Origin of the sequence: Chryseobacterium sp. MYb7, assembly GCF_002979455.1 — a bacterium.
Classification (GTDB): domain Bacteria; phylum Bacteroidota; class Bacteroidia; order Flavobacteriales; family Weeksellaceae; genus Chryseobacterium.
This window is the reverse complement of sequence record NZ_PCOU01000011.1, coordinates 1-13,172: the sequence shown is the minus strand read 5'-3', so window position 1 is coordinate 13,172 and position 13,172 is coordinate 1. Positions and strand designations below refer to the sequence as shown.

Here is a 13,172-nt window from a genome sequence, read left to right as displayed (position 1 = left end):
GAGTAATTTATTCTTTAACAGTTTAAAATTTATAAGTAAGAGTTCCTACAGCATTGATCAGCCTTTGTGGGTTTGCTGTGGTATATCCGATCCAGTAATGCTGATTGGTAAAGTTGTCTACCTTAATACCAATTCTGAATTTTTTAGCATCATAATAAGCGCTGGCATTCAAAACAACATACGATGGTAAAGAAAACACTCCATCTGCAGAGTTATAGATTTTATTTTCGCTGGCATAGTTTCCTCCAAGTCCAAATCCTAATCCTTTTAGCCTTCCGTCAAGGAATTGGTAGCTCGCATACAGGTTAGCCAGATAAGGTGAACCTGATGTATTCGGTCTTCTGTCTGCTACAGAAGGATCCGCTTTTGTATATTTTGAATCATTGTAACTAAATCCGGCAATTGCTGTGAAACCTTTTACCAGATAAGCGTTAATCTCAAGTTCAACCCCTTTACTTACTATTGTGCCATCCTGAATCTGAGCCTGTGGGTTAGATGCAAGCTGTAAGTTTCTTAAAACATCTTTTACTTTAATATTGTAATAGCTGAACGTAGAAGATACTTTTCCGTTAAAAAGACTTGTTTTGATTCCTCCTTCCATCTGGTTAGCCTGTTCAGGAAGCGGTGTTCTTGTAATCCCTGACCCATCCACAAAGTATGAAAGGTTTTTAAAACTATTCTGATAGTTTCCAAATACAGAAACCTTGTCTTTAATAAGCTCATATACGATCCCTAATTTTGGAGAAAAGAAAGTCTGATTTAATTTTTTACTTTCTTCAGAGCTGGCAGCGCCTGTAATACCTGGTTTATTTGTAAAGTTGTCTACCCTTAATGCCATTAAAACATTAAGATTGTTCGTAATATTCAATACGTTGGAAATATATACGGCGTAGTTTTCCTGAATACCTTTTATAATATAAGGGTTTTCATTACCAGCCATAGCATTATATTTTTCCTGTAGTGCTGTACCATTGAAATTTGTATAGTCAAAGCCGGTCTGGTGTAAAGGAACAGGAATTGGGTTTCCTTGTGAATCTCTATCAAACCCATTCACATCATAGAAGTTTTGATTGTTATTGACTCTCAAATAATCAAAACCTAATACCACTCTGTTTCTCAGGTTTCCAATGCGGAAATCACCATTAAAGTTTTGTTGGAAATTAAGGGATTTTTTTCTGCTGTCCCTTGTGGACTGATCACTTCTGTACATACTGTCTGCACTGTCTCCCATAAAATAGAGATAAGGCATAAACCCGTTCGAGTAGCTGGAAGATGTACTGAAATTGGTAGAAGAAGTGATAGAATTTGAAATTTTATAATTTACCTGTCCGAAAAAGTTAATACTTCTTCCAGTATTGGTAAGATCTTTTCCCAAATATGAATTTTTATAATCGAGATTTAGATCCTTGATATTGTTTACTTTTTGCAGATAGCTTCCAGAATAAAAGAAAAAGGTTTGATCACTCATATTCTTCATTTGGAAAAGTTCCATATCCAAATTAATGCTTAAACGATCAGTAGGTTTATAACTTAAGCTAGGAGCAATTGCAAGGTTTCTTCTGAATCCTTCTGTCTGGAAAGTTCCCTCATTGGTATAAGCAGAATTTAAACGGAATAATAATTTTTTATCCTGCGTCAGAGGAGTATTGATGTCTACTGCTGCTCTGTATGTATCATAACTACCGCCTGCCAAAGTGACATTTCCTCCAAATGTTTCATACGGTTTTTTGGTTACCCTGTTAATTACACCACCATAACTTGACAATAAACTTCCGAATAGAGTTCCTGACGGCCCTTTCAGAACTTCCAATTTTTCAAGGTTTATGGCATCAATTGTTCCAGTTACAGCTCCAAGCACTCCGTTTCTTAAAGAATTTGAAGATACAAAACCTCTTAAACTTACATATGCACCTCCGTCTCCTGCTCTTCCGTTTGAAGTCCACATAGGCTGTAATCCGGTAATGTTTTTAAAGGCATCATCTACAGTATAAACTCCTTGGTTTTCTAAAATACCCTTATCAACACTTGAATAAACTTGTGGATTTTCAATAGCCTTTAAGGGCATTTTATTGGAAGATTCACTGTCTTTTTTAATGTAAGTGTTTATTAGTAATACTTCATCAATGCTTTTAGTATCAGCAGAATCCTTCTTTTGAGCAAAGGTCACTACGGATCCCAGCACAGAAGCACAGATTAGTACATTTTTCATGAAAGTCAAATTTTCTGCAAATATATTATTTTTAACTGTTCTAAATAAATAATGAGGTTGATATTTATCATAAATTAATATATTCCGAATAACAAAAAACCGCTTCGGCTGTTGCTGAAGCGGTTTTTATACAATATTGTTAATTTTTTCTTACGCTGGAATTTCTCCTTTGTATAAGAAAGAAATAATTTCTTTGTTCAATTTGTCGATCATTTCACTGAATAAGTGGAAAGATTCCTGCTTATAGATAACAAGCGGATCTTTTTGCTCGTAAACGGCTCCTTGTGAAGATCTTCTTAAGTCGTCCATCTCACGAAGGTGAAGCTTCCAGTTTTCATCAATGATTGATAACGTGATATTCTTTTCGAAATCATTCACCAAACTTTCACACTGCGTATCATAAGCTTCTTTAAGATCAGCTACGATAGTCATTGTTTTGTGCCCGTCTGTGAAAGGTACCTGGATCATTTTGAACATTGAACCTTGATTTTGGTATACATTCTCAATGATTGGGAATGATTTTTCTTTCAATAAGTTCAACTTCATTGCGTAATCTTCCTGAGCAGCCTTGAATAAAATATCCGTTAATTCCGGAACTTGCTTATTACTGAAATCACTTTCAGAAACAGGAGAAGCCATTGTGAAATGCTTGATTATTTCAAATTCAAAATCTTTATAATTTCCATTAGCTTTTCCTTTCGCAACGATAGAATTAGCAACATCAAAAATCATATTGGTGATATCATACTTCAGGTGGTCTCCGAACAGAGCATTCTTTCTTCTCTTATAGATTACGTCACGCTGTTTGTTCATTACGTCATCATACTCAAGAAGTCTCTTTCTTGTTCCGAAGTTATTCTCTTCTACTTTTTTCTGCGCTCTTTCGATAGACTTGCTGATCATAGAATGCTGAATAACTTCACCATCTTTATGACCCATTCTGTCCATCATTTTAGCGATTCTCTCAGAACCGAATAAACGCATCAGGTTATCTTCAAGAGATACATAGAACTGAGAACTTCCAGGATCTCCCTGACGTCCCGCTCTACCTCTCAGCTGTCTGTCAACACGTCTTGAATCATGTCTTTCAGTACCGATAATAGCTAAACCTCCTGCTTCTTTTACTTCTTTAGAAAGCTTGATATCCGTACCACGACCCGCCATGTTGGTTGCAATAGTTACCACTCCCGGCTGTCCTGCTCCTGCTACAATTTCTGCTTCTTTCTTGTGAAGTTTCGCGTTCAATACCTGGTGCGGAATTTTTCTTAATTGAAGTGCCTTTGATAATAATTGAGAGATTTCAACAGAAGTTGTACCCACCAAAACAGGTCTTCTTGCTGCGGTTAATTTTTCAATTTCTTCAATTACGGCATTGTATTTTTCTCTGTTAGTTTTGAAAACTAAATCTTGTTTATCATCTCTTAAAATAACACGGTTGGTAGGAATTACCACTACGTCTAATTTGTAGATCTCCCAAAGTTCTCCAGCCTCAGTTTCAGCCGTACCAGTCATCCCCGCAAGTTTGTTGTACATACGGAAATAGTTCTGAAGCGTAACTGTTGCAAAAGTTTGAGTAGCAGCCTCAATTTTTACATTCTCTTTCGCTTCAATTGCCTGGTGAAGACCGTCAGAATAACGACGTCCCTCCATAATACGACCTGTCTGCTCATCAACGATTTTTACTTCACCATCAATTACTACATACTCATCATCTTTTTCAAATAATGTGTATGCTTTCAATAGCTGGCTCATTGTGTGAACACGCTCAGATTTTTCAGCAAAGTCAGAGAAAAGTCTTTCTTTCGCTTCAAATTCTTCCTCTTTAGAAAGATTCTTAGCTTCTACTTCAGCAATTTCAGTCCCAATATCAGGAAGAACGAAGAAGTTAGCATCAGAATTTCCTTGAGACATGTATTCAACACCTTTGTCTGTAAGGTCTACCTGATTGTTTTTCTCCTCAATTACGAAGTAAAGATCTTTATCTACGATCGGCATATCACGGTTGTTGTCCTGCATATATTGCGATTCAACTTTCTGAAGCAATGCTCTGTTTCCGCTTTCCGATAAGAATTTGATTAATTGTCTGTTTTTTGGAAGACCTCTGTATGCCTGAAGCAATTTAAAACCACCTTCTTTTGTATTTCCTGCAGCGATTAATTTTTTCGCTTCGTTGAAAATAACAGAAACAGTTTTCTTTTGTACTTCAACAATTCTGTCGATAGAAGGTTTAAGAACATCAAACTCCTGTCTGTCTCCCTGAGGAACCGGACCGGAAATGATCAATGGTGTTCTTGCATCATCTACCAATACAGAGTCAACTTCATCCACGATAGCAAAGTTCAATTCTCTTTGTACCAATTCTGAAGGTGATGTCACCATATTATCTCTCAGGTAATCGAAACCAAATTCATTGTTGGTTCCGTAAGTAATATCTGAGTTGTATGCTTTTCTTCTTCCGTCTGAGTTCGGCTGGTGGTTATCGATACAATCGATAGACATTCCGTGGAACTGATAAAGAGGACCCATCCATGCGGAGTCTCTTTTTGCAAGGTAGTCATTCACAGTTACAACGTGTACTCCTCTTTCCGGAAGTGAATTTAAATAAATAGGTAATGTTCCTACCAAAGTTTTACCTTCACCGGTTGCCATCTCGGCAATTTTACCGCTGTGAAGAATAACCCCTCCGATAAACTGAACATCATAGTGGACCATATCCCAAACTACTGGAGTTCCGGCAGCGTCCCATGAGTTTTTCCAAACAGCTGTGTCTCCCTGAATGCTAACGAAATCTTTTCCTGCAGCAGCCAGTTCTCTGTCCCAGTCACTTGCCGTTACACGGATCTCTCCGTTCTGAGCCCATCTTCTTGCCGTTTCTTTGATCAATGCAAAAGCTTCGGGAAGAACCTGAATAAGAACTTTCTCTTCAATTTCGTATGATTCTTTCTTTAGAACCTCAATTTTTGAAAAAAGAGCTTCTTTTTCGTCAACGTTCGTTGAATTTTTTATCTGCTCTTTTGTCTGTTCTATTTGAGCTGTGATCTTGCTGGTTGCAGATTTTATATTCTCTTTAAACTCAGCCGTTTTTTGTCTCAGCCCATCATCCGTCAATTGTTGGATGTTAGGTTCTACAGCCTTGATTTTTGTTACAACTTTTTTTACTTCTTTTAGGTCCTGCGCTTTTTTGTCTCCCAAAAACCCTTTAAGAACTTTGTTTAAAAAACTCATAAATTTTTTGCTTTATGCTTAATGCAAGATGCTTTAAGCGTTTTAAATGACACGCTTATCGTGTGAATTAATATATAAAAAAGGGCAAAAAAGCTCTAAGCACGCAGCCTAAAGCTTATCGCTTTATTAATATTCGTCCTCGTTCCAAAGGAAATCCTCGTCAGTAGGATAGTCGCTCCATACTTCTTCGATAGATTCATAAATTTCTCCTTCGTCTTCGATTGCCTGAAGGTTTTCTACTACCTCCATAGGTGCACCAGTTCTGATCGCGTAGTCAATAAGCTCTGCTTTTGTCATTGGCCAAGGTGCGTCACTTAAATATGAAGCTAATTCTAATGTCCAGTACATAATTTTCTAATTTTTTGCAAAAGTATAAAAATAGGTTGTATAATAAACTTTTTTATACTTGATTTTCAATTCTTTTTATAATTTTTTCTTATAAACGACTGTCACAAACTGAATGGCAGTTGTGTCAGCAATTTACTTAATGTCGTTTTCTCAAAAACCATTCCACAAATTTTTTTATGCCATTTTGGAAGTCTGTGGCCGGTTTATACCCTATTAAATCCTTTGCTTTGGTAATATCTGCATTCGTTTTTGTGACATCTCCGGGCTGCATTGGCAGAATTTTTCTAGTGGTAGTTTTTCCCAATACACTTTCTATAGTGGCAACCATCTCAGATAAAGTGATCACCTGATTTTCTCCTAGGTTAAGCACTTCATAAACCCCGGAATTGGTTTCCAGATAAAGGATAGACTTGGTAATACCGTCAATAATATCATCTATATAAGTATAGTCTCTGGCAGTATTTCCGTCACCATAAAAAGGAATTTCCTGATCTTCTGAAATGAGCTTTACAAATTTATGTATTGCGAGGTCTGGTCTTTGTCTTGGCCCATATACCGTGAAGAACCTAAGCTGGATCATATCTATATGATATAGATTATGATAAACATGTCCTATGATTTCTCCGCTTTTTTTGGTAGCTGCATAAGGTGATATAGGATTGTCTACATTGTCTGTTTCCGCGAAAGGAACTTTTTCATTGTTTCCATAAACACTTGACGAGGAGGCGCAAATAAATTTTTTAATATTAAAATCCTTACACAGTTCCCAAAGATTCATTGTGCCTCTTACATTCACTTCTTCATATTCTAAAGGACGCTCAATGGAAGGGCGTACACCAGCAAGTGCAGCCAGATGAATCACCATATCAATATGGTGGTTTTTAAAGATGTTTTCAAGACCTTTTTGGTCTCGGATATCCTGCCAATAGAGGGAATATTGGTCAGAATGAGTAAGTGAAATCAATTGGCGGATATCAGTCTCTTTGTCTGAGTATTCAAAATCCGAAATTTTACCAATTGACTCTAAAGTATTTTTAATTTTTACTTGATAGTTATAGAAATCATCAAAATTGTCAATGTTTATGACAGAATGTCCATTTCTTAATAATCGTTCAATTAAATGAGATCCGATGAACCCACTACCGCCTGTTACAAGATAAACCATTTGTATTTTTTATGAGTACAAAAATATAAATTTTACTTTTTGAAAAATATAATCATTAAATTTACTTAAAAAAGCAATATAAATATAATATGCAGTTTCAAGGGCAAATTTTAAAGATGACAAGTTACGATGCAAAGCCAATCCAATACTATCTCAATCTTTCAGGGGATCTGATTCATATGAATGGGTTGATTGGAAAGGAGTTAAGTGTCAGGCATACCGGATTCCAGTGTGTAAACTGTGGGGAAAATAAACCTATTTACAGGATGGGATTCTGCAAAAGCTGTTTTTTTGAAAGTCCTTATGCAAGTGATACCATTATCCGTCCGGAGCTTTCTACGGCACATTTAGGAGTTGCAGAAAGAGATCTGGAGGTTGAAAAACAAATTCAGCTTCAGCCGCACACGGTGTATCTGGCTTATACAGGGGATGTAAAAGTTGGAGTTACGAGAAATACCCAGATTCCTACGAGATGGATTGATCAGGGTGCAACTTTTGCATTACCTATAGCAAGAACCGAAAACCGCTATGAAGCAGGAATGATAGAAGTGGCTTTAAAAGATCATTTATCAGACAAAACCAATTGGCGAAAAATGCTGCAGGATGATTTTGAAGGAGAAATAGACCTTGCGGACTTCAGACAGAAGATAAAAGAATATTTCCCCGAAGATTTTCAGAAATTCTATAGTGAGGGAGAGGAATTGTGGATGTTCGATTATCCTTTTGAAAAACCAACAAAGGTGACTTCATTTACATTAGATAAAAAACCTGAATTTACTGGAAAACTTACAGGAATCAAAGGGCAGTATCTTGGATTTGAAGGAGGAAATTTCATCAATGTAAGGGGACATGAAGGCTATGTGATTGACCTTGAAATAAGGAATTAATCAATGAAAAAATAAAACCAAATTACAAAATATGAGAAAATGGGTTAAAAGACTATTGATAAGTTTCGGAATCCTGGCAGGAATTCTTCTTGCTGCGAATTTCGGACTGAATATATGGCTTAAAACCCAGCTTCCGGAATACATAAAAAAGAATACCGATTATAAAGTTTCTTATAAAACTCTGGATGTAGATTTAGGAACCGGAAATATCTTTGCTTCCGGAATTTCTGTCAACAGTAAAGATCCTCAAAACACTGACGTTATTGGACTGCAGGGCACTATTGATACTCTTAAAATAAACCGTTTTGGGATCTACGATGCTATTTTTAATAAAAGAATAAGCTCTTCAGATCTCCTGCTGGCAAAACCCAATTTAAATATCATCCTTGCAAAACCGGTTGATAGGAAAACAGGAAAAAAAACAAGTCCGTTCTTATTTGAAAATATAAGAATCAATGGTGGTAAGATTGCCGTTTTTAAGCATACCAAACAGAAATTTTTATCTGTGGACCAACTGGATCTGTTTGTAGAAAATTTACAGATGACAGAAGAATCTGTTGAAGATAAACTTCCTGTAGTTTTTGACAGATACAGCATTAAAGGAGAGAAATTCTTTTTCCGTCCCGATGAAACGTATGCTATTACCATCAGTACTATAAACACACATGATGGGCAGATGTCAGTTGAAAATTTCAGGCTGACTCCGCTTCTTTCTTTCACTCAGTTTAAAAAGTTTTATCCTAAAAAGCCCCAGTTATTTGAATTCAGTGTTCCAAAGATGGAGTTCAAAGATGTGGTTTTGATTAAAAATAAGGTATCGCTTGCCAATGCAGAGTTTCAAAAACCTTCTTTTACAGTGTATAATACAGGGGTAAAAGCGATAAAAAATAATAAAAACTCCCGTTTTGAGGTTGATTTAAAAAATATAAAACTGAATAATGCCGTAGTTCAGATCAATAAACCGGATGGGAACAAACTTTTTTCTGTAGGAAATCTTAATCTGAATATCAATCAGCTGATGTTTAATAAAGAAAGCGCACAACAGGTAATTCCTATCGGATATAAAGATTTTTTGCTTTCCGGAAAAGATATCCAGTATTCCAATCATCAAAATATCTCTATAAGAAGTTTTGCATTGAGCCCTAAAAGCGGAGAAATCATGGATGTTCTGCTGACATCAGAAACTCCGTCAACAGGAAAAACAACGGCTGATATAAAGACAAACCACATTGCTTTTAATATTAATAAATTAGAATTTCTTAATAAAAAAGTGAATCTGGATCTCAAAGATATTCTTCTGGAGAATGTAAATGGAACGGTCAAAGCAGGGGAGAAGAAGCAAAATAAAACTCCGGAACCCGGCATCATACAATCTGTTGTTATAGGGAAAATGTCTTTGAAAAATTCAAATATTACCTATGATAACGGAAAGGAGCCCGTGGTTTTTCATGATTTGAATGCCACACTTAATGCTATTGAACTAGCGCCCAAGCCAAATCAACCAGGGTTATCCTTTAAGGTTAAAGATTATTATCTCACCACTCGGAATTTGGCTTACAAAACACAGTTCTACAACATGAGTTTAGGGCTTCTTAAGCTTAATAAAAATAAAGTTCAGATCAATAATTTTGCAATGAAACCTCTCGTTTCGAGAGCACAGTTTATCAAAATGATCCCCGTTGAAAGAGATTTGTATGATATAAAAGCCGGACAAATAATTGCAGAAGGAACGTGGGATTTGTTTTCTCATGACAAAATGGTGAACGCTTCCCATGTTACGATCCAGTCGGCAGATGCCAATATTTTTAGGAGTAAAATTCCGAAAGACGATCCAAAAATAAAAGCATTGTATTCCAAAATGCTGCGATCCATTAAAATTCCGATGACCATCAATAATCTTGATTTGAAAAATTCAGTATTAGTCTATGAAGAAGACACTCCGGAAAGTATGGGGCCTGGAAAACTGATATTCAGTAACTTTAATATGAATGTCAGAAACCTGAATTCTGCTAAAATAAAGGGAAACCCTACAAAAGTTGACATTAAAATCAATTGTTCATTCATGAATCTGTCACCCCTTTCCGTAAACTGGAGCTTCGATGTTGCCGATAAGAACGATAATTTTGCCATTTCAGGGAAAACTACAAATCTTCCCGCCAGTGGAATCAATCCGTTTATCAGACCTTATCTTCATGTGACGGCTACAGAAGGAACAATTCAGGAAATGCTTTTTAATTTTAAAGGCAATCCTGCAGGATTACACGGAACCTTTAATCTTAAACATAAAGATCTGAAAATTGCGGTACTCAATAAGAATAATCACGAGAAAAAAGGGTTTCTCACGGCCGTTGCCAATGTTTTTCTGAAATCAAATTCAGGAAGCTTTCCTGAAGCTGTTGCCGTAGAAAATGTAGAACGTGACCCGACAAAGTCTTTCTTTAATCTGTTCTGGAAAGGAATTGAGCAAGGATTGAAGAAAACGCTCATTGGTAAAAATGTAGAAAAGACAGAAAAAAAGGTAAAAGAGGCCGTTTCCTCCGTGAAAGATATGAAACAGTCTGTAAAAGAAATAAAGCAGGAGATCAAAAATAAAAAAGAGGCTCCGAAACCGGAAGTAGAAAAAAAGGAAAAGAAGGGTTTTCTGAACAATATATTCAAGAAAAAAGAAAATTCCGGAGAATAATTTCTTTAAACCATTAAGATGTAACGATCGTCTAGAAACAAACAGCCTTTTAAATTAAGCTTAATGGTTTAAAGAATTAATATAGAATAGGTTCAGTTTAAAAATTGAACTCATCACTTTCCAATATAGGGATATCTCTTAGAAACTTATCAAACTCTTCCCCGGGATAATTACTGTCTGCTCCGTATGAATCTATGATCATTCCACGGTTTCCGGCACCATCTTTTACTACATAAAGCACTGCGCTATCATCAGGATTGCTGTCTCCTTCAAAACGATATGTTTTTAAAATCACCAATTCTGCAGGCTGATAGACTTTCTCAGAATTTTCAAACTTCATTTCACAATTCTCATTCATCCTGAATTCTCTCTGTATTCCCCTTTCAGAAAGTGTTTTCATGACTTCGCTTAAGGTCGTCATTCTGTCGATGTTTTCTGGATTTTCCATAATAATATTTTTCTTGTTAAGTACAATAATTAAACCATTGCAATTTTTAAATATAAGAAAAATAGCAGATTATAATTTTCATAAAAATAAAGTTTAATGTTAACAAAATTTATAATTTTAAAAAAATAAATAGGTATACTTTTTGCAATGGTAACAATATTAAATCAAAGAAAATATGAAAAAAGAAGTTGGAGTTTTACTGGCAGGAGGAGTAGGTCTTTTGGCAGTATTAGGCTTAATTAGTATTAAAAAAATTTTGACAAAAAAAGATAAAAAATATAGTGATTCCTATTCGGATTATCACAGACACTTTGATGAAAAGAACCACGACGATGAAACACACGGAGTGGAATTTTACGCGCTGAAGTAGTAAAAAAATATATTTAATTATGTTTAAATCCAACGCTTTTGAAAGTGTTGGATTTTTTTTGTGGAAAACTTTAATGTTAAAACTCATTATTTTATAAAAATTCCACTCTAATTTTACATCAGAATGCAAAACGAAAATTTCATAAAAGGTCAGGGAGCTCAGCGGAACGTTGTCAATCGCTTCGACAGGTATACCTATGAGCCGGAAGATGAAGATTTCGAAATAGTAAAGACCTCTTTCACCGAAGTATTCCCCAAAACAATTGTTAATCAGGTCAAAAGCGAAGATCTTCCGATGGAATATTCCATGAATCCTTATCAGGGATGTGAACACGGATGTTCTTACTGTTTTGCAAGACCTACCCATGAATATTGGGGCTATAGTGCCGGAATTGATTTTGAAAGAAAAATCATGGTAAAAAAGAATGCTCCCGAACTCCTGGAAAAGTTTTTTCAAAAGAGAGGCTATAAAGCAGCCCCGATTCTTCTGTCTGGAAACACAGATTGCTATCAGCCGGCCGAAAGACAATTCGAAATTACCAGAAAATTGCTGCAGGTTTGTCTTGATTACAGACATCCTGTCAATATTCTGACAAAAAACGCACTGGTCTTAAGAGATCTGGATATTTTAAAACCCATGGCAGAACAAAATCTGGTGTCAGTCTCTCTAAGTATCCCAACAATCAATGAAGACCTGAGACGAAAGATGGAGCCTAGAACAAGTTCTGCAAAAAATAAATTAAAAGCTGTAGAAATCCTTTCAGAAAATAAAATTCCCGTACATGTCATGGTCGCTCCCATTATTCCCGGACTCAATAGTGATGAACCATTGAATATATTAAAAGCCATTTCCGATGCTGGAGCTTTAGGATTCGGATATACCCTGGTAAGATTAAATGATACCGTTGAGCCTGTTTTTGTGAATTGGATTGAATCCCATTTTCCGGACAGAGCGCAGAAAGTATTAAATCTCATCAGATCTATGCGTGGTGGAAAATTAGGTGATAAAAGATATTTTGAAAGACAGAGAGGAGAGGGTAATATTGCAGAAATGATTCACACCACATTTAAGATTGGCAAAAAGAAGTTTTTTGAAGGGAAAGAATTTCCAAAGCTTTCAACCTCCAACTTCACCGGAACCCGAGACCAGCAACTAAGATTGTTTGATTAATCCTAATTTATGAAGTGATTCTACATATATTATATATAGTATAAGCAAAATCCTTTTTCAACATTACTATATTAATGATCTTTGCTCGTGAGATTGCTCCCAACATTCATCATATATATAAAGAAATAGCTATAGCCTTTCCACACCCATACCTTCTTGTTCTCAAACCTAGCTACAGTCATGCTCGCCCCTCCAACCCTCTCACTCCCGAACATTCTCAGGAGCTTCATCCTGCTATTCATTCATACTCCTCGCGCCAGCGCACTCCTACACCCAAACCCTCTCACCCTCCAACCCATACTGCGGGGTAACCATTTCTATCAGGGCTAGGGAAGGGGAGTCAATTATGAATTATGAATTATAAATGATGAATGATGAATGATGGGTTTCGGGGTATAGTGATTCGGGTTATTATGTTGCGAGTTTCTGGTTACTGGGTTTCAGTAATCAGTCTGGAGTTTTTACATCTACAATTCCTATACAACAACCAGTGTACAGATATCCTGCTATTCCCATTGTGTCATTCCGTAGGAATCCGAGCTTATTTATAAAAGTTTTTAAAGGAAGTAAGCTGACAGTATAATGTCTAAGGTTTTTTAGCAGTAAGTATTAGCGGTGTCATGCTGAGCTTAGTCGAAGCATTTTACTTACGATGAATTATATTTCT

At 36.0% G+C, this 13,172-nt stretch carries 9 protein-coding genes; 4 read left to right on the top strand and 5 right to left on the bottom strand.

Going from position 1 to position 13,172, the window contains the following annotated elements:
• Positions 1–22: 22 nt before the first annotated feature.
• From CQ046_RS10565 to CQ046_RS10550, 4 genes are all read right to left on the bottom strand, one after another.
• Positions 23–2,209: a TonB-dependent siderophore receptor gene (locus tag CQ046_RS10565; RefSeq protein WP_105702207.1), complete on the bottom strand. Its 2,187-nt coding sequence runs from the start codon at positions 2,207–2,209 to the stop codon at positions 23–25.
• 150 nt (positions 2,210–2,359) lie between these two features.
• Positions 2,360–5,434: a preprotein translocase subunit SecA gene (gene secA / locus CQ046_RS10560; protein WP_105702206.1), complete on the bottom strand. Its 3,075-nt coding sequence runs from the start codon at positions 5,432–5,434 to the stop codon at positions 2,360–2,362.
• Between the two features lie 126 nt (positions 5,435–5,560).
• A complete protein-coding gene (locus CQ046_RS10555; RefSeq protein WP_002662059.1) occupies positions 5,561–5,782 on the bottom strand; it encodes a DUF2795 domain-containing protein in 222 nt (73 codons plus the stop codon).
• Positions 5,783–5,918: 136 nt separating this feature from the next.
• Positions 5,919–6,947, bottom strand: coding sequence for a GDP-mannose 4,6-dehydratase (locus tag CQ046_RS10550; protein ID WP_105702205.1), 1,029 nt, complete (start codon positions 6,945–6,947; stop codon positions 5,919–5,921).
• Positions 6,948–7,036: 89 nt separating this feature from the next.
• Here CQ046_RS10550 and CQ046_RS10545 point away from each other — a divergent pair, with 89 nt between their 5' ends.
• Together CQ046_RS10545 and CQ046_RS10540 are read left to right on the top strand one after the other, a co-directional pair.
• On the top strand, positions 7,037–7,834 hold the full coding sequence (locus CQ046_RS10545) for a DUF2797 domain-containing protein (protein ID WP_105702204.1): 798 nt from the start codon (positions 7,037–7,039) through the stop codon (positions 7,832–7,834).
• 31 nt (positions 7,835–7,865) lie between these two features.
• A complete protein-coding gene (locus CQ046_RS10540; RefSeq protein WP_105702203.1) occupies positions 7,866–10,517 on the top strand; it encodes a hypothetical protein in 2,652 nt (883 codons plus the stop codon).
• Between the two features lie 97 nt (positions 10,518–10,614).
• On the opposite strand, the gene CQ046_RS10535 is transcribed toward CQ046_RS10540, so the two are convergent.
• A complete protein-coding gene (locus CQ046_RS10535; protein WP_105702202.1) occupies positions 10,615–10,965 on the bottom strand; it encodes a hypothetical protein in 351 nt (116 codons plus the stop codon).
• Positions 10,966–11,140: 175 nt separating this feature from the next.
• Here CQ046_RS10535 and CQ046_RS10530 point away from each other — a divergent pair, with 175 nt between their 5' ends.
• Together CQ046_RS10530 and CQ046_RS10525 are read left to right on the top strand one after the other, a co-directional pair.
• On the top strand, positions 11,141–11,335 hold the full coding sequence (locus CQ046_RS10530; RefSeq protein ID WP_089693543.1) for a hypothetical protein: 195 nt from the start codon (positions 11,141–11,143) through the stop codon (positions 11,333–11,335).
• A 123-nt stretch (positions 11,336–11,458) separates the two neighbouring features.
• Positions 11,459–12,505, top strand: coding sequence for a PA0069 family radical SAM protein (locus CQ046_RS10525; RefSeq protein WP_105702201.1), 1,047 nt, complete (start codon positions 11,459–11,461; stop codon positions 12,503–12,505).
• Positions 12,506–13,172: the final 667 nt, after the last annotated feature.